Origin of the sequence: Streptomyces sp. NPDC002573, assembly GCF_042889625.1 — a bacterium.
In the GTDB taxonomy this organism is placed as follows: Bacteria; Actinomycetota; Actinomycetes; order Streptomycetales; family Streptomycetaceae; genus Streptomyces; species Streptomyces gibsoniae.
This window is the reverse complement of the sequence record NZ_JBIARC010000001.1, coordinates 33,115-58,460: the sequence shown is the minus strand read 5'-3', so window position 1 is coordinate 58,460 and position 25,346 is coordinate 33,115. Positions and strand designations below refer to the sequence as shown.

Here is a 25,346-nt window from a genome sequence, read left to right as displayed (position 1 = left end):
CCAGTACGGGGTTTTGGGGATTCGGCAACGATGGAGAAGCGTGTGATGACGAACAGTAAGCGGCGCAAGGGCCTGGTGGCCGCGTCCGCACTGCTCGGCGGAATGCTGGTGCTCACCGCCTGCAGCGGGGGCAGCAAGGCGGCCAGCGGCGGCGGGGACTCCACCTCGCAGGCCAAGGTCGACGAGGCGGCCGCCCAGAAGAGCTCCCAGGCACAGATCAAGATCACGCCGGGCGACGGCTCCGACAACGCCTCCATCAACAACGCGGCCAAGGTGACGGTCACCAAGGGCACTCTGACCCAGGTCACCATGACCACGGCGGCCGGCACACCCGTCACGGGCCAGATATCCGCCGACAAGAAGAGCTGGGCGCCCACCGGCCAGCTCGACCGGGCGACCACCTACAAGGTCGCCGCGACCGCCACGGACTCCGAGGGCCGCGACGCCCACGAGAACGCCTCGTTCACGACCGTGGCCCCGGCCCACTCCTTCATAGGCAACTTCACTCCGGAGAGCGGCTCCACCGTCGGCGTGGGCATGCCGGTCTCGATCAACTTCGACAAGGCCATCACCAACAAGGCGGCCGTGCAGAAGGGGGTCACCGTCACCTCCAGCAGCGGGCAGGAGGTCGTCGGGCACTGGTTCGGCGCCAACCGGCTCGACTTCCGCCCCGAGAGCTACTGGAAGGAAGGCTCCACCGTCACGATGAAGCTCAACCTCGACGGTGTCGAGGGCACGAGCGGCATCTACGGTGTGCAGCAGAAGACGGTCACCTTCAAGATCGGCCGCAACCAGGTCTCCTACGTCGACGCGAAGACCAAGGAGATGAAGATCACGCAGGACGGCAAGACCGTCAAGACCATCCCGATCTCCGCGGGCGCGCCCGACCACACCACGTACCAGGGCCAGATGGTGATCTCCGAGAAGTTCACCCAGACCCGGATGAACGGCGCGACGGTCGGCTTCAAGGACTCCGACGGCAAGGGCGAGTACGACATCAAGGACGTGCCGCACGCCATGCGCCTTACCACGTCCGGCACCTTCATCCACGGCAACTACTGGGGCGCGCCCTCCGTCTTCGGCAGCGTCAACACCAGCCACGGCTGTGTCGGCCTCCAGGACAAGAAGGGCGCGAGCGACCCGGACACGCCCGCCGCGTGGTTCTACAACCACTCGCTCATCGGCGATGTCGTGGTCGTCTCCAACACCGGCGACAAGACGGTCTCCCCGGACAACGGCCTCAACGGCTGGAACATGAGCTGGGACCAGTGGAAGGCCGGCTCCGCCGCCTGACCCACCGGCCGCCGACACCTCCCTGCCGATGCCGCAGGCCGCCCACCCGGGCGGCCGGCGGCATCGCCGTTCTCCCCCCGGTACGGACCGGCGGACGGGTCCGCGGGGTCCCGCGCGGACCAACTAGAGGCGCGCTACGGGCTTCTCATCGTTCTCTTATGTCCGGTTTATGGGTTCATCAGTCTGCATCCCTAGCTTGCCGCCATGTTCTTCACCTACCTGAGGCGCGAACTGCGCCGCCGTAGAAAGGCGGCCTTCGTCGTCGCCTCCGGGCTCGCCCTGGGCATCGCCCTGGTCATCGTGGTCAACTCCGTGTCGTCCGGCATGGGGAAGGCGCAGGACAAGGTGCTCCAGTCGCTGTACGGGCTGGGTACCGACATGACCGTCACCAAGGCGGCGGCGCCCGCCTCCGACGGCTCCCCGGGGCCGCGCTTCAAGTTCGGCGCCCAGGACAACGACTCCGGCGGCACCCAGAGCAGCGACCGTGTGATGGTCCAGGGCTTCGAGACCCTGGCCGACAGCACGGTCACCAAGGTGGGTTCGCAGAGCGGCGTCTCCAACGCGGTGGGCGGACTCAGCCTCCGGGTCATCAAGATCAGCGGACAGTTCACCCGGGGCCAGTTCAAGCAGGACCAGAGCAGCGGCGGCGGACAGGGCGGCGGCCGGGGCGGCTACGGCGGCGGCGGGCTCCGGGGCCAGGTCGAGGGCGGCGGCGCCAACTTCGACGTCAACAACTACTCCGTCTACGGCACCGACGTCACCAAGCCCACCCTGGGCCCGCTGACCTCCTCGAAGATCACCAGCGGCCGTACGTTCAAGACCTCGGAGACCGACGCCAAGGTCGCCGTCGTGGACTCGGCGTACGCCAAGGAGAAGAAGCTCACCACGAGCAGCAGCGTCACCATCAAGGGCGTTAGGTTCCAGGTGATCGGCATCGCGACCGCCGACAGCGGCGACTCCGCGGCCAACCTCTACATCCCGCTGCAGCAGGCGCAGACGCTCGCGGACGCGAAGAACAAGGTCACCACGATCTACGTCAAGGCCGGTGACTCCCAGCAGATCGCGAGCGTCAAGCAGGCCATCCAGAAGAACATCTCCGGGACCACGGTCACCACCTCCGCGGACCTCGCGAACACGGTCTCCGGTTCGCTCTCCACCGCCGCGAGCCTCGCCGACAACGTCGGCAAGTGGCTGTCCCTCGTCGTGCTCGTGGCCGCGTTCCTGGTCGCGGGCCTGCTCACCTCCTCGGCCGTCTCGCGCCGGGTACGGGAGTTCGGCACCCTGAAGGCGCTCGGCTGGAAGTCCGGCCGCGTCACCCGCCAGGTCGTCGGTGAGGCCATGGTCAACGGACTGGTCGGCGGTGTCCTCGGCATCGCGCTGGGACTCGCGGGCGCCTACGCCGTCACGGCGATCAGCCCCACGCTCCAGGCCCAGCTCGGCGGTGGAGGCGGTGGCGGCGGCTTCGGCGGAGGCGGCGGCGGCTTCGGCGGTGGCCGCCGGGCCGCCAAGACCCTGGAGGTCGCGCTCACCGCGCCCGTCAGCCTCTCCACCATCGCCCTCGCGGTCGCCCTCGCCGTCACCGGCGGTCTGATCGCCGGCGCCTTCGGCGGCTGGCGCGCCTCCCGTCTGCGCCCCGCGGACGCCCTGCGCCGCGTCGAGTAGCACCCCCTTCCGTATCCCAGGAGTTGCACCATGTACGAACTCAGAGGCGTCACCAAGCGCTACACGCGGGGCAAGGAGACCATCAACGCCCTGGACGGCGTCGACCTCACGATCGGCGACGGCGACCGTCTCGTCATCCAGGGCCCCACCGGTGGCGGCAAGTCCACCCTGTTGCAGATGCTCGGCGGGCTGGACAAGCCGACCGGCGGCTCCGTGGAGCTCGACGGCATCGATCTGGCCAAGCTCTCGGAGGCGCGCCTGACCAAGGTGCGCAGCGAGAACATCGGCTTCGTGTTCCAGAGCTTCAACCTCATCCCGACGCTCACCGCCCAGGAGAACGTCGAGACCGCGCTGGTGCCGCTCGGGGTGAAGGGCAACGAGCGCCGCGAACGGGCCGCCCAGGCCCTGGAGTCCGTCGGTCTCGGCGAGCGGCTCGGCCATCTGCCCGCCGAACTGTCCGGCGGTCAGCAGCAGCGCGTCGCCATCGCCCGCGCGCTGGTGAAGCGGCCCAAGGTGCTGCTCGCCGACGAACCCACGGGAAACCTGGACGAATCCACCCGGGACGAGATCATGGACGTGCTGGAGGCCCTGTGGAAGGAGCACGGGCTCACCTTTGTGATGGTCACTCATGACTCGGCGCTCGCCAAGAAGGCCCCGCGGCTCGTGACCATCCGCAAGGGCAAGATCACGGTCAAGGAGAACGCCGCCTCGTAGGAGCCGCCGGGACGGCGGTGTCTCGTTCCAACTCGTTATCCCTGGCGCTATTGAGGCGTTGATCACCCCCCGGGCATACTGCGTGGTCCGGGGGGTTGACGTGCATGCGTTCGGCACTTCCCCCAGTCGGGTGAACGGGGAATTCGCTCGGTACCTCACTCCAGGGGGAGTTGTGCGCAGACAAGTGAAAAGAGCATGCGCGGCGGCCGTCGCCACGGCGGCCGCCGTGGCGTTGGCGGCGGGCATGACCAGCCCGGCGTCGGCGAAGCCGGGGGCGGCTGCCCGTCCGGCCGCCGCCGCGGGTCTCGCGGCGAAGCACCGCATCACGCTGATCACCGGTGACCGGGTCGTGGTCGACGCCAAGGGCCGTGTCGTCGGCCTGGAGCGGGCCAAGGGCCGCGAGAACGTCCCGATCCAGGTGCGCAGGACCGCCGGTCACACCTATGTGGTCCCGGCCGACGCGGCCGCCATGATCGCCTCCGGGAAGCTCGACCGCCGGCTGTTCGACGTCACCGGCCTCAACAGCTCCCGGACCCGCGAGGACCAGAAGAACGGCCTGAAGGTCATCGTCGGCTACCGAGGCTCCGCGAGCACCGCGAAGGCCGACGTGCGGGAGGCAGGCACGCTCCGCCGGACCCTGACGTCCCTGAACGCGGACGCGGTCCAGACGCCCCAGCGCGACACGGCCGAGCTGTGGAAGGCCGTCACCGACGGCGACAGCGCCGCCTCCGGCATCGCACATGTCTGGCTCGACGGCGTCCGCAAGGCCAGCCTCGACAAGTCCGTGCCGCAGATCGGCGCCCCGACGGCCTGGGCCGCGGGTTACGACGGCAAGGGCGTCAAGGTCGCCGTGCTCGACACGGGCGTCTATGCCGATCACCCGGACCTCAAGGGCCAGGTGATCGCGGCCAAGAACTTCTCCACCGCCGCCACCGTCGCCGACAAGGTCGGCCACGGCACGCATGTGGCGTCCATCGTGGCCGGCACCGGCGCGAAGTCGCACGGCCTGTACAAGGGCGTCGCGCCCGGCGCGAAGATCCTCAGCGGCAAGGTCCTGGACGACGACGGGTACGGCGACGACTCCGGCATCCTCGCCGGCATGGAGTGGGCCGCCCAGCAGGGCGCCGGCATCGTCAACCTGAGCCTGGGCGGCCAGGACACCCCCGGGATCGACCCGCTCGAGGCAGAGGTCGACAAGCTGTCCGAGCAGAAGGGCATCCTGTTCGCCGTCGCCGCGGGCAACGACGGCGAGCTGGGCGGCCAGACCATCGGTTCCCCGGGCAGCGCGGCCGACGCGCTCACGGTCGGCGCTGTCGACGGCAGCGACAAGCTGGCGCCCTTCTCCAGCCGCGGCCCCGGCCTCGACGGCGCGATCAAGCCCGATGTCACCGCTCCCGGTGTGGACATCACGGCCGCCGCGGCCCCCGGCAGCCTCATCGACAAGGAGGTCGGCGAGAAGCCGGCCGGCTATCTGACCATCTCGGGTACGTCGATGGCGACCCCGCATGTCGCGGGTGCCGCCGCCATCCTCAAGCAGGAGCACCCCGACTGGGGCTTCGCCGAGCTGAAGTCCGCGCTGACGGGCTCCGCCAAGGGCGGCACGTACACCCCGTTCGAGCAGGGGTCCGGCCGGATCGCGGTGGACCGGGCCATCAAGCAGACCGTGCTCGCCGACCCGTCGTCGGTGAACTTCGGCGTCGCGCAGTGGCCGCACACCGACGACACGCCGGTGACCAAGGAGCTGACGTACCGCAACGTCGGCAAGACCGCCGTCACCCTGTCGCTCTCCCTGACCGCCACCAACCCCAAGGGCCAGGCGGCACCGGCCGGTTTCTTCACGCTCGGTGCGAAGACGGTCACCGTCCCGGCGGGCGGCACCGCCTCGGTCCCGGTCAGCACCGACACCAAGCTGGGCGGCGGCACCGACGGCGCCTACTCGGCGTATGTCACGGCGACGGGCGGCGGCCAGAGCGTACGCACGGCCGCGGCCGTGGAGCGCGAGGCGGAGTCGTACGACGTCACCCTGAAGTATGTCGACCGTGACGGCCGGAGCCCCGTCCACCTGAGCACCCTGTCGGACCTCTCGCCCACCGGCGACGGGCGGGACCACTTCTCCCAGAGCTCCGACGACACCGTCAAGCTCCGCGTGCCCAAGGGCACGTACCTGCTCGACTCGCTCTCGCTGAAGAAGCCGGACTCGATCGAGGGCGGCGCGGACTGGCTGGTCCAGCCCAAGCTGAGCGTCACCAGGGACACCTCGGTCACCCTCGACCTGACCACGGCCAAGGCCGCCGACATCACCGTGCCGGACGCCGCCGCCAAGCCGGCGTCCGCGATGGTCTCGTACACCTACGAGACGGGGGACATGGGCTCCGGCACCAGCCTCTTCGCGCCGTCCTTCCAGGACCTGCGGATCGCTCACGTCGGCCCGGCGGTTTCCACCGGGCTCTGGCAGAGCTGGTTCGGCCAGTGGACCAAGGGCGGCGCGGCCGAGTACGACGTCTTCACCGGCGCCCATGTCACCAGGCTCGACGGCGGGCACGTCCACCACTTCACGGCCGGTGAGCTGGCCACGCTGAAGGTCGGCCTGGGCTCCGCGAGCAGCGGCAAGACCGGTGCGGTCGGCGCCTACGCCGAACTGCCGGACGACTTCGCCGGCAACATCCCGGTCGAGCAGAAGCTGCGCAGCACCCGCACGCTGTATGTGTCGACCGGTGAGAAGGTCCAGTGGGCCCTGGACTTCGCGCAGTTCAGCGGCAAGAAGAACCCCGAGGGCCTGCCGATCGCGGAGGCGTACTACACGGAGGGCGACCCGCAGCCCTACAAGGCGGGCCACAGCTACTCCAAGGCCTTCAACACCGCCGTCTTCGGCCCGAAGATCGACTCCGACTACGGCATCTTCCGTGAGGGCAACCGGATCTACGGTCTGCTGCCGCTCTTCGCCGACGGCCAGGCCCACGCCGGGTCCTCGGACTTCATGTCCGTCAGGACGACGCTGTACCGCAACGGCACCAAGGTCGGCTCGAACGCCGACCCGCTGTTCGGGTCGGCGAACTTCACGGTGCCGTCCGGTGACGCCTCGTACAAGCTGACGACCTCGGTCATCCGCAGTGTGAGGGTCGCCGCCGCGTCCACCCGCATCGACGCGAGCTGGACCTTCCGGTCCAAGAAGACGGACGAGGCCAAGCTGCCCGCCTCCTCGGTCCGCTTCGGCGCGACCACCGGTCTGGACGGCCGGGTCGCGGCTGGCCGGAAGGTCACCGTCCCGGTGACCGTGCAGGGTTCGGCCGCGGGCCGCAATCTGCAGTCCCTCGGTGTGTGGGTGTCGTACGACTACGGCAAGAGCTGGACGAAGCTGACGGTCAAGAACGGCACGATCACCTACAAGAACCCGGCCAAGGGCCAGGGCCTCTCGTTCCACGCCAAGATCGCCGACAAGAAGGGCAACAAGTCGACGATCTCGATCTACAACGCGTTCTACGGCGAGTGAGCGAGTGAGCCGCTGAGCCGCTGAGCGACAGGGTATGGCGGACGGCCCGCCGGAAGAATCTCTTCCGGCGGGCCGTTCCGTGTCTGTCCGTGTCTGTGCGAACCCCTGGGGCGGGGCGCGTTCAGGGGCGGTGCGCGGTGCTGCCCGCGCGGGTGGCGTCCGCGCCCCAGCTCGCCAGCAGCCGCAGCGCCTCCGACGACGCGGATCCGGGCTCGGCGTGGTACGTCACCAGCGCCATCTCACTGTCGTCCGGCAGCCTGAACGACTCGAACTGCAGGGCCAGATCGCCGACCAGCGGATGCCGGAGATGCTTCAGCCCGTGGCTCTTCTCCTTGACGTCGTGCGTGGCCCACAGCCGTCGGAAGTCCTCGCTCTTCACCGACAACTCCCCGACCAGCGCCGCCAGTCGGGGATCGTCCGGGTGGCAGCCCGCCTCGTACCGCAGCTGGCACACGATGTCGATCGCCTTCTGCTCCCAGTCCAGGAACAGGTCGTGGTACTCGGGTCGCAGGAAGATCATCCGCGCCCAGTTCCGCTCCTGCTGCGGCAGTTGTCCCCAGTCCCCGAAGACGGCCGCCGCCATCGTGTTCCACGCGAGGACCTCCCCGCGCCTGCCCACCAGGTACGCCGGGACGCTGTCGAAGGAGTCCAGCAGCTGGCGCAGCGACGCCCGTACGTGCTGCGACCGCGCCGACGGCTTCTTCTTGTGTGCCTTCGGCTTGGCCAGATGCGTCAGGTGCGCGTGCTCCGCGTCCGTCAGCCGCAGGGCGCGGGCGATCGCGTCGAGTACCTCCGCGGACACGTTCCGTCCGTTGCCCTGTTCCAGGCGTGTGTAGTACGCCACGGACACCCCGGCCAGCTGTGCCAGCTCCTCGCGCCGCAGTCCCGGCACCCTCCGGTGCCGTCCGAAGGCCGGCAGTCCCACGTCCTCGGGCTGGAGCCGGGCCCGCCGCGTGCGCAGGAACTCGCTCAGCTCGGCGCGCCGGTCCAAGGCCTGAGCGGCCTGCGCGCCGGGTGTCTGCACGGGGTCGAGCTGTTCGTCCATACGTCCAGTATTCCCGGTGGTACGCGCTTGAGCCTGACCCGGTCAGTAGTAGGACCGCCGAGCGTAGGCAGAGCTGTGACCTGGGTGAATGCCGCGCGGTCAGGCAGGCTCGATGTCGTGCCCGGCGGAAGGCAGCCGGGTATGCGAACCCCCCAAGGAGAACTTCGGCATGACCACCGTTGCTGCGTACGCCGCTCCCGCCGCCAAGGCTCCGCTCGAGCGCACCACGATCGAGCGCCGCGAGGTCGGCGAGTTCGACGTTCTGATCGACATCAAGTTCGCCGGCATCTGCCACTCGGACATCCACCAGGCCCGTGAGGGCTGGGGCGAGGCGATCTTCCCGATGGTTCCGGGACACGAGATCGCGGGCGTGGTGTCCGAGGTAGGTTCCGGCGTCACCAAGTTCAAGGTCGGCGACCGCGTGGGCGTCGGCTGCATGGTCGACTCCTGCCGCGAGTGCGAGAACTGCAAGGCAGGCTTCGAGCAGTACTGCCTCAAGGGCATGGTCGGCACGTACAACGCCATCGGCAAGGACGGCGAGCCCACCCACGGCGGCTACTCCGAGAAGATCGTCGTCGACGAGAACTACACCGTCCGTATCCCCGACGGCCTCTCCCTCGACGTGGCCGCCCCGCTGCTGTGCGCCGGCATCACCACGTACTCCCCGCTCCGCCACTGGAACGCCGGCCCCGGCAAGAAGGTCGCGGTCATCGGCCTGGGCGGCCTCGGCCACATGGCCGTCAAGATCGCGCACGCGATGGGCGCCGAGGTGACCGTGCTCTCCCAGTCCCTGCGCAAGAAGGACGACGGGCTGAAGCTGGGCGCCGACCACTACTACGCCACCAGCGACCCGAAGACCTTCGAGGAGCTGCAGGGCTCGTTCGACCTGATCGTCTCGACGGTGTCGGCGCCGCTGGACTTCGGCGCGTACCTGTCGCTGGTGAAGGTGGACGGTGCCCTGGCGAACGTGGGCGCGCCCGAGGAGCCCATCTCGCTCAACCTGTTCTCGCTGATCGGCGGCCGCAAGACCCTCGCGGGTTCCATGATCGGCGGCATCCGCGAGACCCAGGAGATGCTGGACTTCTGTGCGGAGCACGGTATCGGCGCGGAGATCGAGCTGATCGGCGCGTCCGAGATCAACGAGGCGTACGAGCGCGTGCTCAACAGCGATGTGCGGTACCGGTTCGTGATCGACACCGCCACCATCTGAGCATTCGGTCGGTGATCACGCCGTGAGGCGGCCCTGGTGGCCGCCTCACGGCGTTTTCGCTGTCGGCGGGCCGATCGCGATCGCGACGGGAGTGGTCCGCGTCGGCGTGTCGATCTTGACAGATGCCCGGCGGAGGCGGACGTCCGATTGCGGCCGAGGCGGCGCGACCTTAGCTTCAGGGCGTCGGATTCTCCCGACAAAGCCCACATAGACCGTTATGTCGGCTTTCCTCGTGGTGCCATCGAATGGAGCGTTCATGTCGGTGATGACCGGTACCCAACCCCTGCAGCAGTACGGCCAGCAGATCGGCGGCCCCCAGCCGCAGATCGCACAGATGATCCAGCAGGCCATCCAGCAGGCCTGTCAGCAGGCCAGCCAGCAGGTCGCCCAGCGAATGCAGCAGACGCTGCAGCAGATCCAGCAGGTCCAGCAGCAGCTGCACCAGCAGGGCATGTCCCAGCAGGCGCACCCCTACCTCGCCCTCGCGCTGCACCACTCGCTGCACGCGGGCATCCGGCACGCGGTGGAGCAGTCGGTGCAGCAGGCCCTGCCCATGGCCATCGTGACGATGCTGCAGCAGAGCCAGCAGGGTATCCAGGGCCAGCAGGGCTTCCCGTCCATGCAGGGCATTGGACAGTTCGGCGCCCAGCAGTCGTTCTCCCAGCCGTTCCAGCAGCCCGGCTTCGGCTACGGCCAGATGAGTCAGCCCTTCGGCATCGGCTGATCCCAGGGCGGCGCGCGATGCGGTGTGCCCGGCAGCGGCTCCCGGGCACACCGCATCACCGTGGAAGCGCAGGCCGCCCCCGCCGGACCGGAAGCACAAGGACGACGTAGGCGTGGTGAAGGTGGACGCAATGGTCAAGGAAAGGCCCGGAAACAACCCCGAGGGCGGGGCCGAGGGCGCGGGGGCCGGTGCGCCGGGACCCGAGGGCAGCCAGACCGGTGCCCGCAGGAAGAACGCGCAGTCTCCGCTGTCGGTGCGGCCGCGCCGGGAGCGGTACATGGTCACACCGCTGCCGCGGCATCTGCTGCCGCCGGGAGTCCCCGAACTCGGCATGGACGCAGTGTGCGACCAACTGGAGCGGATGCCCGAGATCGAGCTGATCCGCAGACTCCGGCCGTCGCAGCGGCTCCAGTCGGCCGGGATGACCCCCTCCTGCCCGGAGATCGCGGTGATCGAGGCGGCCGAGGCCCAGGTACCGGCGTTGCGGTCGCTGCACCTGCACATCGAGCCGGACCTGCCCCTGGCCGGGGCCGGGCCCGTCGCCGCACCGGCCACGGGGATGCTGCCCCTGCGCGATCCGGGCCTGGTCATGCCGTTGGACCAGCCGGTGGACATCACGTTCCGGATCTGCGGCACGCAGGACGAACCACTGACCGGCGCCGGGGTGTTCCTGATCGGGGCGGCCTGGCCGGCCCAGGGCGTCACCGGAGCCGACGGCACGGTCACCGTCACGCTGTCGACGGAGACCGCCCAGTCCGTCCAGTCCCTCTACGTCCGGCCAGCGGGCGGTTACACGGACCGCTGGATCCCCCGCCCGGACCTGTCGGCGACCCAGGAGAACCGCGTCGTCCTCACCCCGTTGGCGCAGGCGTACCCGGAGTTGGAGACACGGCAGCAGTACGGCTGGGGCCAGCAGGCCATGCGGTTGGACCGGCTGCCCCCCACCTTCCGTGCCTTCGGCGTCCGGATCGCGCTCATCGGCTCGGGCGTCAGTGCCGAGCACCCCGATCTGAAGCAGCGGGTGCGCTCCGGCGCCGACTTCGTGCGCGGCGAGGAGCGGGGCTGGGCCCACGACAGGATCGGCACCGGCACCCATGCGGCGGGCATCATCGCCGGCGCGGACACCGGCAAGGGCGTCATCGGCATCGCGGTCGACGCCGAGATCGAGGTCTGCCGGGTGATGCCGGACGGACGGTTCAGCGATCTGATCGCCGCTCTGGACCACTGCATCGAGAACGAGGCGGACATCGCGCACATCGCCGTGACGACCTCGTACCCGTCGGCCCTGGTCTCACGGAAGCTGGCCGACGCGACCGCGGCCGGCATCGCCTGCGTCGCCCCGGCGGGTGATTCCGGCGGGCCGGTCTCCTTCCCGGGTTCGCTGCCCACCGTGTTCGCCGTGGGCGCGCTCGGCGCCTTCGGCTCGTATCCGCAGGACACCTCCCAGGCCACCCACTGCGGACCGCAGCTGACTCCCGAAGGACTGTTCGCCGCGCCGTTCAGCGCCTACGGCGTCGGGGTCGACGCGGCCGCCCCCGGGGTGGCGGTCCTCTCGTGCGCGCCCCGGGGCGGATACAGCGCCCTCGACGGCACCGGCGCGGCCTCGGCGCATGTCGTGGGCCTGGCCGCCCTCGTCCTCGCCCATCACGAGGACTTCCACGGCCAGTTGCTGCCCCGCGGATCCGGCCGGGTGCAGCATCTTTTCGAGATCATCGCGGCCAGCTGCCGTCCGTTGGCCGCGCCGGGCACGGCCGACGCGGCGCGTGTCGGGCGGGGCCTGCCCGACGCCCTCGTCGCACTCGGCCTGACCCCGGGCACCCAGCTCGCCCCGGTCCTGTCGCCTTTTGCTGTGTCCATGGCCGGCTAGTGCTGCGACAGCGCTAGGAACGCCCCCGACCGGGGTCCGCGAACGGCACCCGCCTCCGAGGGGCGGGTGCCGTTCGGCCTGCCACCGCGTGTCCGGGCAGAGACGGGACGAATGCGCTGATACGGTCACAGGCCCCCGAACCGACGGCGGCCGCCGCAACCGCACGCTCGCTGCCCGGACTCGCCGTCCCCGGTCTCCCCCGGCCGGCGATCAAGCCTCGCCAGGAGTTCTCGTGCACAGGCCGTGTGAGTGGATCCGCCGGGACGTCCGACCCGACCCGGGTCACACCACCGTCCGCCCGTCCGTCTCCCCGGGGCCATTGCCGAGCCGCCCCCGCCGGAGCGCACCGTGAGGTGGCCCGGCCGCCACGGGACCGCCGGCCGCCGGATGCCCCGGGTGAGCAGCACGGGTCTACGAGTGCCTGCACCGCCCGGATGGCTGCGCTGGCTCCCGGCGATCTACGTCGTGGTGCTGCTGATTCTCGAACCGATCACTCCCGTGCAGTGGCCGGTGAGCTTTCTGCTGATCGCCCTCCCCGTGGTCGCCGCCTACGCCCACGGTCCCGCCTTCGTCGGCGCCATCACGGTCTTCGCCGTCGGGTTCGAGGCCATCCTGGCCGGCACCCCGTGCTGTGCGGGCCGCGTGGTCGGGTACATCGGGGAGCGCCACTACGTGGCGAGCTACATCTCCACCGCGCTGGTCGGTGTACTCGGCACGATCCTGGCCGCCAGCCGTATGCGCCGGGAGCGCACCCTCGCCACCGTGCGCTCCGTGGCCGAGACCGCCCAGAGGGTTTTACTGCGCCCGGTGCCACGACGCCTGGGCCAGGTGTCCATCGAGACGCTCTATCTGTCCGCCGCCGCCGAGGCGCGCATCGGCGGTGACCTCTACGAAGCCGTGCCCACGAACTACGGGGTGCGCCTGCTCATCGGCGATGTGCGGGGCAAGGGCCTGGTCGCGGTGGAGACGGCCGCGACGATGCTCGGTGCCTTCCGCGAGGCCGCCCACGACGAACCGGATCTGATCGGGGTGGCGCGCCGGGTGGAGCGGAGCATGACCCGAAGGGCCGAGCAGCTGGAGGGCAATGAGGTGGCGGAGCGCTTCGTCACCGCGGTGTTCGCCGAGATCCCCGACCACGAGCCTGTGGTCCGTATCGTCAACTGCGGCCATCCGCCGCCCCTGCACATCGGCGGTGACGAGGTCAGCGAGCTGGAGCCGACCGATCCCTCCCCGCCCATCAACATCGGGGTCATGGTCGGGGACGGCTACCACATGGATGTGACCCCGTTCGGCCCCGGCGACCAGCTGCTGCTCTACACCGACGGCGTAACCGAGACCCGCGCTCCCGACGGGACCTTCTACCCGCTCCTCGAACGCGTCCGTTCCTGGGGTCCGTTGCCTCCCCAGGAACTCCTCGCGCATCTGCACCGGGACCTGATCGCCTTCAGCGGCGGCACCCTCGACGACGACACCGCCGCCCTGGCGGCGTACCGCCTGCCCGTCGAGGTCCCCGACTGCCGGGAGGCTGCGGACTAGAACGAACCGGATGCGCCCGGCCCGCAGGAGTCTCCTCCGGCGGGCCGGGCGCGGGGGTCAGCTGCCGTTGGACGGCTCCTTGCCGTGCGCCGCGTGGCGCGGGCGGTACTTGGAAGAGACCTGACCGACGAGTTCCCGGAAACACACCAGAGCCGTGATCGGCGGAATGCCGACGATCACCATCGAGAGCGTGGAGTGCGCGGAGTGGCTGACGCAGAGAGCCACCGCGGTGGCCGAGGCGACGAGGATGACCCCCCAGGACCGCCGGGCGGTCCGGTGCTGGATGGCCGCGCGCAGAATGGACAGGGCCGCCACGAACCACGGCCCGTACACCGTCAGCGGCCACCACTGCGCCAGGGGCGAGGGCAGGACCGTCGAGGCGATGGCCCGCAGCTGACCGTACGAATAGGCGGTGGACCACCCCAGCATGGCTACGGAACACGCGGCGATCGTGGCGACCAGGATCGTGATCGGGGTGACCGGCTGGCCGCTGTCGAGGACATGGGGCGCCGGGCGGGGCCGCCGTCGCTCGCTCCGGTGGCGATGCTGTCCGTCCAGCGCGACCGGGACCGGTTCCGCGGCGGTCACGGTGGACAGCATCCGGGCCAGCTCCTCGTCGGGGTCCCAGCCGTTCGGCGCGATGTCCGGGCCGGGAGCGCTCCAGACGGCATGCGCGTCGAGGGGGTCGACGTCGTAGGAGGGCTGGCCGAGCGGGTCGTATTCCGTTCTCAGGGCGAACTGAATGTCGTAGAGGTTCGGCTCGCCTTGAAGCCTGTCCATTCTCTAGCTCCTCCGCGCCCCTCGCTCAGGCGGTTCCGTTGAAAGCGCGCATGTATTCGCTTTCCATCTGACCGATTTCCTTGAGGAAGTCTTCAAGAAGGTCCGAACAGCCCTTGACGCGCAGGTCGCCGATCACCGGGTCGTGCCACACGGCTCCGGTCCGGGCGAGGATCTGATCTTCCGGTTCGTTCCAAGTCACGATCACCTAACGAGCACCTACCGGCCCCAGGTATCGGGCATTCGGGGGAATGAATCCATGAAGAAACGTTCATCTAGTCGGATGACCGTACTCGCCCGTGTAATTCCGCATAGGCGTCCAAGCATATATTTCGGTGAATAGCATTTCCTGCCGTGCGCGCGGGGCCGGACGCGGAGCGGCTAGAAACCGCTTCGCACACCGCCGTCGATCGAGAGCATCACGCCGGTGAGATAGGAGGCGGCGGGCGACAGCATGAAGGCCGCGGCCCTGCCGAACTCCTCGGGGGCACCGATGCGGCGCAACGGGACGGTGGCGGCGGCGCGGGCACGGGCGCGGTCGGCGTCCCCCGTCAGCGCGTTGATCTCGCGGACCCGGTCGGTCTCGATGTAGGCGGGGAGGAAGCCGACGACCCGAATGCCGCGGGGGCCCAGTTCGTCGGCCAGGTTCTTGGCGTAGCCGGCCAGACCCGGGCGGAAGGCGTTGGAGATGGCGAGCCCGTGGATCGGCTCGTACACCGAGGTGGAGAGGACGAAGCCGATCGCCCCGCCCTCGTCCAGTTCCGCGGCGACAGCACGGGACAGCCGCACCGCGCCCAGGAAGACCGACTCGAAGGAGGCGTTCCACTGGTCGTCGCCCATGGTGTCCGACGTGCCCGGCGGCGGTCCGCCCACGCTGATGAGCACGCCGTCCAGCCGCTGGAAGGCGTTGCGCGCCGCGTCGATCAGCCGGTCGGGGGTGTCGGCGTCGGCGTTGTCGGCGACGACACCGACCGCGTGCCCCGGGCCGCCCAGGCTCGCTTCCGCGCCGGTCACCGACTGCTCGTTCCGGCCGCTGACGACCACCTTCGCACCGTCCGCGACCAGTGCACGCGCGGCCGCCAGCCCCAGCCCGCGGGTACCGCCGGTGACGATGTACACCCGGTCCTGCAATCCGAGATCCATGATCGGCCCCTGTTTTCTCTCCGTCCGCCTCCGTCCGCCCCCGGATCCGGTGGCCGCGTTCCGTCAGCCGCGTCCGGGTGTCACCGCGCCCGGGTGCGCTCGCGCCGTGCCGCGGTGTCGCTGACGGCGACCACGTTGCGCAGGTGGATGAGGTTCGACAACGCCTCCCGAAGACACAGGACCAGTGTGCGCCGCTGCTCGAGCATCACGTCGGCGGCCGCTCGACGTGGCTCTCCGACCGGCCGTGGGCGATGCGTCCGAGGACACCGGCCGCACGATGCCGCCTCCGGAGCGGGTCACCTTCTGCTGGGTCACGATGGCCCCCTTCCGGTCTCCTCGGGTCGGCAACCGCACTGCCGCGCACCGGATGGGTGGGACCCCGCCGGCACGCACGCTGATCGGCGCCTCGCCCGGTGATCGCCGAATCCGGCGGGTCACCCGACCGGCGGCTGCGCGCCGTCCGTCCTTCACCCGGACGGACTTCGACCGCTCGGCGAGACGGCGAAGCCCGTCCGCAGCGCATCGGCCGACGGCACCCGGGCGTCAGCGGGACGCGGCAGGACCGGTCTCGTCCGCCGACTCGGCGGCGAGCAGTTGACCTTGTACACGCGGCATGCCCACAATCCGCGGGCCTGCGAGGGCAGCCGGTGAACACGGGGGAGGGGCACCATGCGGGGAGATCGCGGTCACCGCGAGACCATTGTCGCGATCGCGCGAAATTCTGCGGCGCCGACCGAGGTCTTGAGCAGGCTGCTGAGCGAGGAAGCCATTGCGGCCTGGGACTGGATCACCTGGCGCGCTCTGCCTGACGAGGTGGTCGACGCCATCGTCACGCATCCCGACCGCAGGCTGCGGACAGCGTTCGCTGCGAACCCCGCGGTGACGGAGGAGCAACGCGCCCGGCTCGTGGACGATCCCGATCCCCGTGTCCGCCATGCTCTGGCAGTCGGGCCCGACGGGTTCCGCACCCCGGTGCAGCCACTGCCCCTGTCCGCTCAGCAGCGCCTGCTCACCGATCCGGAACCGCGGGTCCGCCGAAGCGCAGCCCTCTCCCGCCACACAGCTCCAAGCCTGGTCGCCGCGCTCGCCGACCACCAGGACGCGGACCTTCGGCAGGCGGCCTGCAGCCGATGGGCCTTGCTTTCTGAGGACACCCGAAGCCGTCTGCTCCGCGACGCCGACGACAGAGTACGTAAGGCAGCCATGATGCAGGCCTGCCACGATGACGCGGGCTACACGAACCTTCTTCTCGACGCAGGACTCGGCTGCTTCGACAGGCGGGATGTGATCAGGTACGGCGCCATGAGCACGGCGACCGCCGAACGGCTCGCTGCAAGCCCCGAGGAGGAGGACCGGCTCGAGCTGGCGGCCAACCTCAACGTTCCCGCCGACATCGTCCGGACGTTGGCGAACGACAACGCGCACAGCGTCCGGCTGGCGATATCGGTACGACCCGAGCTGACGGAGGCCGAACGTGCCGCCATCGACGTCACCATCAGCCCGTCCGACCGGCTCCATCCCGTCGAATGGGTTCGCCTCTGCGCCGATCCCGACGTCTTGGGCCGATGCGCCGAGTCGGCCAACATCCTGCTGCGGCGCAGCGCCGCCTTCAGCCGGCACCTGCCTGCCGACGCCGTCGACCTGCTCTCCAGGGACGACGACTACGCCGTGCGACTGCTGCTCTGTGAGAACCAACCGACCGTCGACGGCGAAGTGGTGCTGCAGACGTATCTGGACTGCAAGGCCATCACCAAGGGTTTTCTGCTGGACCACCCGAACTTCCCGAGCGCAGGCGCCGGAGAACGCTTCGCCGACGACCCGGATCCGGAGAAACGATGGCTCGTGGGGCTCGACGCCGACGCGCCCGTCAACGCCGTGGTCCGGTTGCTTGCCGACCCCGACGATCGTGTACGTGCCATGGCAGCCGCGCACCCCGCGCTGCCAGTCGATCTCATCCTCCAGAGCTGCGGGAATCCGGAGACCTCCGCCCACGCCCTCGGCAACCCGAGCCTCCCCACGGAAGTCATGCACCGATACCTGGACGACGCGGGCATCCCTCGTTGACCCGGCAGATCAGTTCCTGATGATCCACGTCGAGCCGAGTTCATAGACCTCTTTACCGTCCGGGCCCGGGTGACCTCTTGTGGAACCGACCTGGACGACGGAGTGCTACGGCCTGGCCATCGGCTGCTGGTGCGGGTGCCGTCTGCACAGAGCCGGCTTCACACGTCCCGGCGCCGCACGACAACCACGGCGACGATCATCGAAACGAGGGTCCAGGCCGCGAGCGCGATCCACGAGCCAGTGATCGTTCCCGGATACTTGCCCAGGCTGGTATAGGAGTTCGGGTTGAGAGTCAGTCGGCTCTCGGCGTGGAGGGGAAGATAGTTGCCGATCTTCTTGAGGAGTTTGTACCGGTCGCCGCCGAAGAGCAGAGGCACGATGAACAGCAACCCCACGACTGCGACGATCGAGGCGGTGGCGTGTCGCAGGACGGCGCCGAACGCCATGCCGATGAGCGCGCAGACCGGAACGATGAGCGCGTAGGCCGCGACGGCCCGCAGACAGCCGGGGTCGTTGATCGAAAGTCCGATGTGTCGGGAGGCCAGCATCGCGTTGGTGGTGAAGAACGACGTCGTGGAGACGATCACACCGAGGACGAGCGTGATCGCGGTGACGACGGTCACCTTGGCCGTGATCACCGCGCGGCGGTCGGGGACGGCGGCGAGCGTGGTGCGGATCATTCCGGTCCCGTACTCGCCGAAGACCGCGATGCCGCCGAAGCTGGCCGCCGCCAGCGCCGTGAGGTCGGCGGCGATTGCGTTGAGGCCGTGCCACAGCGGGTCGTACTTGTAGGTCGGGAGGCCGGGTATCGCGGGATGCGGATGGTCGATGTACGTCAGGTCGGAGTGGACGGCGTTCACTTTGACGGCGATGGCGACGAGGGAGCTGAGGGCGAGCACCCAGTACGTCGACCGGAGCGATCGCATCTTGATCCACTCGGCGGTGAGCAGGTCCACGAACCGCGGCGCGGGTTCGGCCGCACGCTCGGACGGCCTTGCGCCGGACAACGTCGGTGTGCTCATCGGTCATCTCCTGCGAGGTATTCGATGCTGTCAGCGGGGAGGGACATGAACACCGACCCCAGGGAGGAGGTCTGGGGGGTGAGTTCGTGCAGCACGATGCGGTGCCGGTGTGCGAGTTCTCCGATCCGGGCCGCGATCAGGCCAGTGACCCGGCCCGTCTCGTCGCTCTTCCGCTGCACCGATGCGCCCTGTGCCGAAAGCACGTCCGCCAGCGCGGCCAGGTCGGGCGTGCGCACGGTCACGCTCAGGAAAGCGTCGCGGGCCGCGAAGTCCTCCAGGCTCTGGCCGGCGATCAGCCGGCCCTGGCCGATCACGGTGAGCTGGTCAGCGGTGTGCTGCATCTCGGCCATCATGTGGCTGGAGACGAACACGGTGCGGCCTTCGGACGCCAGGCGGCGAGCCACCAGCAGGGAGACCCTCGCCGGCCTGCGGCGGATGCTCGGCGCACTGCGGCAGGGTGACATGGAGTCCGTGCCATTCGACCAGACCCCTGGTCCGGCCGCCCTCGATCAGGTCGACGACGACTACGTCTACGGCGCGCTGCGCGCCGGAGCGAGCGGCTTCCTTGTCAAGGACATGCCGCTGGAGACCATCCTCGACGGGATCAGGGTCGTCGCCGCCGGAGACGCTCTCATAGCCCCGAGTGTCACGCGCCGCCTCATCGAGGAGTTCGCCGCGCGGCCCGAACCCGCCGCCGCCCGCCAGGTGCTGGTCGACGGCATCACCTCCCGGGAACGCGAGGTCCTGACCCTCGTCGGCCGCGGCCTGTCCAACACCGAGATCGCTCAGGAGCTCTTCATCAGCGTGGCCACCGCCAAGGCGCACCTCGCACGGCTCTTCACCAAGCTCGACGCACGCGACCGGGTCCACCTCGTCATCCTCGCCTACGAGACCGGCCTGGTCTCGCCCTCACGGTGAGGGGCGGCACGCTCAGGTCTCCGCGGGTGCCGTGTGAGGGCTCCCGGCTCAGTGGGGCAGCGTTGCCGGGCTGCCTCCGTTCGCCTCGAAGCCCGCCACCGCCAGTGCGCGGTACACCGCGTACTCCCCGGCCGGGTCCGTGGTCAGGGTCCAGGGGAGCGCGCCCACGTGGCCGTCGACATGGACCAGTTGGGCCATCGCCTCCGCCCAGCGCTCGCTGCGGACCAGGAAGAAGACCAGGAGATGGCGGACATGGGAGAGCATCGGGTCGTCGGGGCGGGCCGACTGGACCGCGTAGAGCGCGCCGTGCACCGCCTTCGTCACGACCTCGCTCTGGTAGAAGCTGCGGACCAGGTTGACCTCGGGGAGGTGCTCGAAGACCGCGAAGAGCGGCATCGCGGCCAGCAGTGAGCCGTGCGGCGCCCGGGCCGCGGCCGCCTCCGCGAATGAGTACGCCAGCTCCCGCGAGCCGTGCCACTTCTCGCACCAGTAGTGCAGGGCCGCCAGATGCGCTCCCATGTGGGCGGGCGCGCGGTCCAGGATCCTCAGCCACAGCTGCTCGAACTCCGGCTGCGGATAGGCCAGCCCCCGGGCGACCGAGAGCTCGACGATGTACGGGACGGGGTCACCGGGGGCCAGCAGCGCCGCCTCCGCGCACGCTGCTCGCGCCTCCTCCATGATGATCCGGAACTCGTCCGTCCCCGGTGTCGCCGTACGCCATGCCTGCTGCACCAGGAACTCCGCGTGCACCGCCGCGCCGCCCGCGTCCTTGGGCGCCTCGGCCCGCCACACCCGCAGCCACTGGCCGCCCGGCGTCTCGCTCACCCCGCCGGGCCGCTGCTGGAGCTCCAGGGAGGCGGCTCCCGCGAAGGCCTGCACCCGCTGCCAGCGGGTCTCGCCCTCCGTCTCCGTGCCGGCCAGGAGCTGCGCGGCCGCGCGGTAGTCCTGGGTGCGCTGCACGACGTCCAGGACGTCCAGCAGGTCCTGGTCGGGGCCCGGCATCCGGATGTCCAGCTCCTCCTGGCGCGCGAAGCCGTAGTTCGCCGGGTCCGCGGCGTCCGGGTCGCCCGGCGTGACCTGCTGGATGCCCGAGCGCCCGCGCCTAAGGACGGGCAGCAGAACCATGCTGAAGAGAGCCAGCGCCATCAGGACCCAGAGAATCACCATGGGCCAAGCGAACCAGACGGGCCGGACACCGTGCCAACCCGGTCGCGGGGCCTGTGGAAAACCGACCGCACCGCCTGCCGTCTGGCGCCGCGCCCGTCGTCCCGTCCCGGCTGCGGGCGCACTACCCTCGGTGTTCATGAGTGACAGGCACATCAGCGAACATTTCGAGACCCTCGCCATTCACGCGGGGAACACAGCCGACCCCCTGACCGGCGCGGTCGTCCCGCCGATCTACCAGGTCTCCACCTACAAGCAGGACGGTGTCGGCGGACTGCGCGGCGGCTACGAGTACAGCCGCAGCGCCAACCCCACCAGGACCGCCCTGGAGGAGAACCTCGCCGCCCTGGAGGGCGGCCGCCGCGGCCTCGCGTTCGCGTCCGGACTGGCGGCCGAGGACTGCCTGCTGCGTACGCTGCTCAGCCCCGGCGACCACGTGGTCATCCCGAACGACGCGTACGGCGGCACGTTCCGTCTCTTCGCCAAGGTGGTCTCCCGGTGGGGCGTGGAATGGTCGGTTGCCGACACCAGCGATCCGTCCGCCGTACGAGCCGCCCTCACCCCGAAGACCAAGGTCGTGTGGGTGGAGACCCCGTCCAACCCGCTGCTCGGCATCACCGACATCGCCGCCGTCGCCCAGATCGCCCATGACGCGGGCGCCCGGCTCGTCGTCGACAACACGTTCGCGACCCCCTACCTCCAGCTGCCGCTGTCGCTCGGCGCGGACGTCGTCGTGCACTCCCTGACCAAGTACATGGGCGGCCACTCCGACGTCGTCGGCGGTGCGCTGATCGTGAACGACCAGGAGCTGGGCGAGCAGCTGGCCTACCACCAGAACGCGATGGGCGCGGTGGCCGGTCCCTTCGACTCCTGGCTGGTGCTGCGCGGCACCAAGACGCTGGCCGTCCGCATGGACCGGCACAGCGAGAACGCGACGAAGATCGCCGACATGCTCACCCGGCACGCGCGCGTGACGAGCGTGCTCTACCCGGGCCTGCCGGAGCACCCCGGTCACGAGGTGGCCGCCAAGCAGATGAGGCGGTTCGGCGGCATGGTCTCGTTCCGGGTCCAGGGCGGCGAGGAGGCGGCCGTCGAGGTCTGCAACCGCGCCAAGGTGTTCACCCTCGGCGAGTCCCTCGGCGGCGTCGAGTCGCTGATCGAGCACCCGGGGCGCATGACGCACGCGTCCGCGGCCGGCTCGGCCCTGGAGGTGCCCGGCGACCTGGTCCGCCTGTCCGTCGGCATCGAGAACGCGGACGACCTCATGGAGGACCTCCAGCAGGCCCTCGGCTAGTCCGCAGCCCGGCCGGTCCGCTCGCCGGGCACCGGTCTCACCAGTCGCTGATCGGTGGAGTCGTCGTCGAGGGCGGCTCCACCCAGGGGCGCGCCATCGACGCCCAGACGAGGAAGGCGACGGCCGCGGCGAGCAGGGCCAGCCACAGCAGACGGCGGGCCGCGGTCCGGCGGCGCAGCATTCGGCTGCCGCGCCGGACCGCCTCCGCGTGGAGGTCGGGCGGTACCAGGGGCGAAGTGCTCTCCAGCAGCCGCCGCACCGCGGCCTCCCGCTCGGACAGATTCACCGGCCACCTCCGTCCCGCTCCCGGCGCATCCGCGCTGCCGGGCCCTCCCCGTACGTCCGCGCTGCCGGGCCCTCCCCGTACGTCCGCGCTGCCGGGCCCTCCCCGTACGTCCGCGCTGCCGGGCGCTTCTCGTACGTCCGCACCACCGCGCGCCTCACGACGGAGCCGCCAGCGGCGCCGGTGCCGGTTCCTGCGGTGGGTGCAGCAGGGTCGTCGTCGCCCGGTGGCAGATCATCCGGACCCGTTCGGCGGGCAGCCCCAGCTGCGCGGCCGTCTGCTCCTCGGCGACACCCTCGTAGAGCCTGAGCACGAGGATCAGCCGTTCCTGCGGGCTCAGGGCCGCGAGCGCGCTCCCCGCGTCCGGCCGGTGCCGGCCGAGCGGCCCGTACCGGTGCCATGCGCTGTGCGCGAAGCGGGTGGCCAGCCGGCGGCGGGCCCGGTCGTAGGGGTCCTCGCCGCGCAGCCGGTCCCAGGAGGCGTACGTCTCGGCGAGGGCCAGGGTCAGCAGCCGCCGGGCGCGGGGATTGGCGTCCGGGGCCTCGGCGGTCAGCAGGGTGGCAGTGTGCAGCAGCCGTCCGGACGCGCCCGCGACGAACGCCTCGAACTCCCGCTCCCGGCGGGCGCCTTGGGACTCATGCCGTTCTCGCACCGCGCCTCCCGCCTGAGGGCGACCCTGATGGGAAAGGACACCCGGCCGCGTACGGAAGCGCTCGCCCGCGCACGACCAGGGGGCGTGAACGGCGCGCGGAACCGCGTACGGCAGGGACCCGATCTCATATGAAACCGGCCGTGCGCCCGGGTCAAGAGCCCGGGCGCGCCCGTACGCGCGCGTGTCGCCGTGATGACGTAATGCGTGCCCCGAAGGCTCAGGACGTCGCCCGTGACTCCGCCACCGGGACCCCCTGGGTGGACTGCCGGGCGGAGAGGGCGACGTTGAACCGGGTGAGGAGGCCGCAGAACGCCTCGCGCTCCTCCGGTGTCCAGTCGTGCGTCAGTTCGGCCATCAACTGGCGCCTGGAGGAGCGCACTTCCTCCAGGCGCGACAGCCCGCGCGGGGAGAGCTGGAGCACGACCGCGCGACCGTCCTCCGGGTGCGAGGTGCGCTTGACCAGACCGGTGTCGACCAGCGGGGCCACCTGCCGGGTGACCGTCGAGGAGTCGATGCCCATGCTCGCCGCGAGCGCCTTGACGCCCATCGGCCCCTCCTTGTCGAGGCGGTTGAGCAGCAGGTACGCGGCGCGGTCCATGGAGTTGCGCACCTGCCCCACCCCGCCGAGCCGCGTCTGTTCGGCACGGCGTGCGAACACCGCGACCTCGTGCTGCAGCGTGTCCAGAAGACCGGGATCACCGACGGTCGTCATGTCCATCGACATATCAGGTGTTGTGGGCATGGCCGGGGGCTCACTTCATGCGTGGGGAGCTGGGTTGGGGGACAGGGTACGCGGCCGGGGCGCGGGCCGTACCAGCGCTGCGCAAACCCGTTTCGCGGCTTGGTCACACCCGCTCCTGACGCGTATGAACTGCGAGACTGGTGACCATGAGCTACAGCACGGCCGCTTCCTCGCCGACGGTGACGCTGGACGACGTCCGGGGAGCCCAGAAGATGCTCTCGGGCGTGGCACGCGTGACCGCCATGGAGGGCAGCAGGCATCTGTCCCAGCTGGTCGGCGCGCCGGTGCATCTCAAGTGCGAGAACCTCCAGCGGACGGGCTCGTTCAAGCTGCGCGGCGCGTATGTACGGATCGCGGGGCTGCTGCCCGAGGAGCGGGCCGCCGGGGTGGTGGCCGCGAGCGCCGGGAACCACGCACAGGGCGTCGCCCTCGCGTCCGCGCTGCTCGGCGTGCACGCCACGGTGTTCATGCCGAAGGGCGCCCCGCTGCCCAAGATCAGCGCCACCCAGGACTACGGCGCCGAGGTGCGGCTGCACGGCCAGGTGGTCGACGAGACGCTGGCCGCGGCCCAGGAGTACGCGGCCGGGACGGGCGCGGTGTTCATCCACCCCTTCGACCACCCCGACGTCATCGCGGGCCAGGGCACGGTCGGCCTGGAGATCCTGGAGCAGTGCCCGGAGGTGCGCACGATCCTCGTCGGGATCGGCGGCGGCGGGCTCGCGGCCGGTATCGCGGTCGCGGTGAAGGCGCTCAGGCCGGACGTACGGATCATCGGTGTGCAGGCGGAGGGCTCGGCGGCGTATCCGCCCTCGCTGGCGGCCGGCCGTCCCGTCGCGATCGAGACCCCGGACACGATGGCGGACGGCATCAAGGTCGGCCGGCCAGGTGAGGTGCCGTTCGGGATCGTCCGCGAGCTGGTGGACGAGGTCCGCACGGTCACCGAGGACCAGCTGTCCGCCGCGCTGCTGCTGTGCCTGGAGCGGGCCAAGCTGGTCGTCGAGCCGGCCGGCGCGAGCCCGGTCGCGGCGCTGCTGAGCGGGCTGGGCGACCTCGACGGCCCGGTGGTGGCGGTGTTGTCCGGCGGCAACGTCGACCCGGTGCTGCTCCAGCGCGTCCTGCGGCACGGCATGGCCGCGCAGGGCCGCTATCTGGCCGTCCGGCTGCGGCTGACCGACCGGCCGGGGGTCCTGGCCACACTGCTCGGGGTGCTGTCGGCGGCGGACGCCAACGTCCTCGACGTGAGCCATGTGCGGACCGACCCCCGGCTCCGGATCACGGAGGCGGAGGTCGAGCTGCATCTGGAGACGAAGGGCCCGGCGCACTGCGCGGAGGTCGGCCGGGCCCTGCGTGACGCCGGCTACACGGTCATCGACTGAGGCCCGCCTGCCAGGCGATCTTGGCGGCCTGGATACGGCTGCGCACCTTGAGCTTGCCGTAGATGCTGTGCAGATGGTCCTTGGCCGTCTCGCGACTGATGGTCAGGACCTTCGCGATCTCCTGGTTGGACAGGCCGTCCCCGGCGAGCGCGAGCACCTCCAGCTCCCGCGCCGAGAGCGCGCCCAGTGCGGCCTGGGCCTCGGTCCGTTCGAGGCACCCGCACGACGCGGAGGGGCGGACACCGACGGCACCCCGGCGACAGCCGTCCGCGATGTGCCGTAGGGTCCCGAACGCCTCTCTTCTGGCATAGCTCACGCGATTCCCCCTGTTGGAAGCATGCCGCGCCACGTGTCGCGCGGTCACCCGTGC

Annotated in this window: 24 protein-coding genes; 12 read left to right on the top strand and 12 right to left on the bottom strand. The window is 70.4% G+C overall.

The genetic code is table 11. From position 1 onward, the window contains the following. The first annotated feature begins 45 nt into the window (after window positions 1-45). The 4 genes from ACFYX0_RS00270 to ACFYX0_RS00255 all read left to right on the top strand — a co-directional run bounded on the left by ACFYX0_RS00270 (window position 46) and on the right by ACFYX0_RS00255 (window position 7,159). Window positions 46-1,293 carry an Ig-like domain-containing protein gene (locus ACFYX0_RS00270; RefSeq protein WP_388964705.1) on the top strand — a complete coding sequence of 416 codons (1,248 nt, stop codon included), beginning with the start codon at window positions 46-48 and terminating at the stop codon, window positions 1,291-1,293. Between the two features lie 204 nt (window positions 1,294-1,497). After that, window positions 1,498-2,955 (top strand): ABC transporter permease, encoded by a 1,458-nt coding sequence (locus ACFYX0_RS00265; RefSeq protein WP_388964702.1) that lies wholly within the window; start codon window positions 1,498-1,500, stop codon window positions 2,953-2,955. 30 nt (window positions 2,956-2,985) lie between these two features. Further along, window positions 2,986-3,669, top strand: a complete 684-nt coding sequence (locus ACFYX0_RS00260; RefSeq protein ID WP_355919908.1) for an ABC transporter ATP-binding protein — start codon at window positions 2,986-2,988, stop codon at window positions 3,667-3,669. Between the two features lie 184 nt (window positions 3,670-3,853). Continuing rightward, the gene (locus tag ACFYX0_RS00255) at window positions 3,854-7,159 is read left to right on the top strand and encodes a S8 family serine peptidase (protein ID WP_388964700.1); all 3,306 of its coding nucleotides are present in this window, start codon (window positions 3,854-3,856) and stop codon (window positions 7,157-7,159) included. A gap of 121 nt (window positions 7,160-7,280) precedes the next feature. Here ACFYX0_RS00255 and ACFYX0_RS00250 read toward each other — a convergent pair whose 3' ends face one another. Further along, window positions 7,281-8,204, bottom strand: coding sequence for a helix-turn-helix domain-containing protein (locus ACFYX0_RS00250; protein WP_388964697.1), 924 nt, complete (start codon window positions 8,202-8,204; stop codon window positions 7,281-7,283). 169 nt (window positions 8,205-8,373) lie between these two features. Between ACFYX0_RS00250 and ACFYX0_RS00245 the strand changes: the two genes are divergently transcribed. The 4 genes from ACFYX0_RS00245 (at window position 8,374) to ACFYX0_RS00230 (ending at window position 13,541) form a co-directional block, all read left to right on the top strand. Next, complete coding sequence (locus tag ACFYX0_RS00245) at window positions 8,374-9,414, top strand: NAD(P)-dependent alcohol dehydrogenase (protein ID WP_388964694.1); 1,041 nt, start codon at window positions 8,374-8,376, stop codon at window positions 9,412-9,414. 265 nt (window positions 9,415-9,679) lie between these two features. Then, window positions 9,680-10,138: a hypothetical protein gene (locus tag ACFYX0_RS00240; protein ID WP_388964692.1), complete on the top strand. Its 459-nt coding sequence runs from the start codon at window positions 9,680-9,682 to the stop codon at window positions 10,136-10,138. A gap of 130 nt (window positions 10,139-10,268) precedes the next feature. Further along, window positions 10,269-12,005, top strand: coding sequence for a S8 family serine peptidase (locus ACFYX0_RS00235; protein WP_388964689.1), 1,737 nt, complete (start codon window positions 10,269-10,271; stop codon window positions 12,003-12,005). A 417-nt stretch (window positions 12,006-12,422) separates the two neighbouring features. Beyond that, entirely contained in the window at window positions 12,423-13,541 is a 1,119-nt protein-coding gene (locus ACFYX0_RS00230) for a PP2C family protein-serine/threonine phosphatase (protein WP_388964686.1), read from the top strand. Window positions 13,542-13,598: 57 nt separating this feature from the next. Here ACFYX0_RS00230 and ACFYX0_RS00225 read toward each other — a convergent pair whose 3' ends face one another. From ACFYX0_RS00225 to ACFYX0_RS00210, 4 genes are all read right to left on the bottom strand, one after another. Further along, on the bottom strand, window positions 13,599-14,321 hold the full coding sequence (locus ACFYX0_RS00225; protein ID WP_388964683.1) for a DUF2637 domain-containing protein: 723 nt from the start codon (window positions 14,319-14,321) through the stop codon (window positions 13,599-13,601). 25 nt (window positions 14,322-14,346) lie between these two features. Beyond that, window positions 14,347-14,520, bottom strand: coding sequence for a hypothetical protein (locus tag ACFYX0_RS00220; protein ID WP_388964680.1), 174 nt, complete (start codon window positions 14,518-14,520; stop codon window positions 14,347-14,349). A gap of 179 nt (window positions 14,521-14,699) precedes the next feature. Beyond that, on the bottom strand, window positions 14,700-15,461 hold the full coding sequence (locus tag ACFYX0_RS00215; RefSeq protein ID WP_388964677.1) for an SDR family oxidoreductase: 762 nt from the start codon (window positions 15,459-15,461) through the stop codon (window positions 14,700-14,702). A gap of 80 nt (window positions 15,462-15,541) precedes the next feature. Then, window positions 15,542-15,667 (bottom strand): hypothetical protein, encoded by a 126-nt coding sequence (locus ACFYX0_RS00210; RefSeq protein ID WP_388964674.1) that lies wholly within the window; start codon window positions 15,665-15,667, stop codon window positions 15,542-15,544. Window positions 15,668-16,130: 463 nt separating this feature from the next. On the opposite strand from ACFYX0_RS00210, the gene ACFYX0_RS00205 reads away from it, so the two are divergent. Further along, entirely contained in the window at window positions 16,131-17,525 is a 1,395-nt protein-coding gene (locus ACFYX0_RS00205; RefSeq protein ID WP_388964672.1) for a hypothetical protein, read from the top strand. A 158-nt stretch (window positions 17,526-17,683) separates the two neighbouring features. Here the strand turns inward: ACFYX0_RS00205 and ACFYX0_RS00200 are convergent, their stop codons facing one another. Next, entirely contained in the window at window positions 17,684-18,547 is an 864-nt protein-coding gene (locus tag ACFYX0_RS00200; RefSeq protein WP_388964669.1) for an ABC transporter permease, read from the bottom strand. Beyond that, complete coding sequence (locus ACFYX0_RS00195) at window positions 18,544-18,888, bottom strand: hypothetical protein (protein WP_388964666.1); 345 nt, start codon at window positions 18,886-18,888, stop codon at window positions 18,544-18,546. Before ACFYX0_RS00195 ends, ACFYX0_RS00200 begins: the two co-directional genes overlap by 4 nt. Before the next feature lie 10 nt (window positions 18,889-18,898). On the opposite strand from ACFYX0_RS00195, the gene ACFYX0_RS00190 reads away from it, so the two are divergent. Then, window positions 18,899-19,465 carry a DNA-binding response regulator gene (locus tag ACFYX0_RS00190; RefSeq protein ID WP_388964663.1) on the top strand — a complete coding sequence of 189 codons (567 nt, stop codon included), beginning with the start codon at window positions 18,899-18,901 and terminating at the stop codon, window positions 19,463-19,465. A gap of 48 nt (window positions 19,466-19,513) precedes the next feature. Here ACFYX0_RS00190 and ACFYX0_RS00185 read toward each other — a convergent pair whose 3' ends face one another. Then, window positions 19,514-20,632, bottom strand: a complete 1,119-nt coding sequence (locus tag ACFYX0_RS00185; RefSeq protein ID WP_388964660.1) for a hypothetical protein — start codon at window positions 20,630-20,632, stop codon at window positions 19,514-19,516. A gap of 136 nt (window positions 20,633-20,768) precedes the next feature. Between ACFYX0_RS00185 and ACFYX0_RS00180 the strand changes: the two genes are divergently transcribed. After that, window positions 20,769-21,923 carry a cystathionine gamma-synthase gene (locus ACFYX0_RS00180; protein WP_388964657.1) on the top strand — a complete coding sequence of 385 codons (1,155 nt, stop codon included), beginning with the start codon at window positions 20,769-20,771 and terminating at the stop codon, window positions 21,921-21,923. Between the two features lie 37 nt (window positions 21,924-21,960). Here the strand turns inward: ACFYX0_RS00180 and ACFYX0_RS00175 are convergent, their stop codons facing one another. From ACFYX0_RS00175 to ACFYX0_RS00165, 3 genes are all read right to left on the bottom strand, one after another. Then, on the bottom strand, window positions 21,961-22,209 hold the full coding sequence (locus ACFYX0_RS00175) for a hypothetical protein (protein ID WP_355919875.1): 249 nt from the start codon (window positions 22,207-22,209) through the stop codon (window positions 21,961-21,963). Window positions 22,210-22,363: 154 nt separating this feature from the next. After that, window positions 22,364-22,858: a sigma factor-like helix-turn-helix DNA-binding protein gene (locus ACFYX0_RS00170; RefSeq protein ID WP_388964655.1), complete on the bottom strand. Its 495-nt coding sequence runs from the start codon at window positions 22,856-22,858 to the stop codon at window positions 22,364-22,366. A 217-nt stretch (window positions 22,859-23,075) separates the two neighbouring features. Next, complete coding sequence (locus ACFYX0_RS00165; protein WP_355919869.1) at window positions 23,076-23,582, bottom strand: MarR family transcriptional regulator; 507 nt, start codon at window positions 23,580-23,582, stop codon at window positions 23,076-23,078. 164 nt (window positions 23,583-23,746) lie between these two features. Here ACFYX0_RS00165 and ilvA point away from each other — a divergent pair, with 164 nt between their 5' ends. Next, on the top strand, window positions 23,747-24,976 hold the full coding sequence (ilvA, locus tag ACFYX0_RS00160) for a threonine ammonia-lyase (RefSeq protein ID WP_388964652.1): 1,230 nt from the start codon (window positions 23,747-23,749) through the stop codon (window positions 24,974-24,976). Here the strand turns inward: ilvA and ACFYX0_RS00155 are convergent. Further along, on the bottom strand, window positions 24,966-25,292 hold the full coding sequence (locus ACFYX0_RS00155; protein ID WP_388964649.1) for a response regulator transcription factor: 327 nt from the start codon (window positions 25,290-25,292) through the stop codon (window positions 24,966-24,968). The two genes, ilvA and ACFYX0_RS00155, sit on opposite strands and share 11 nt — an antisense overlap. Window positions 25,293-25,346 lie beyond the last annotated feature (54 nt).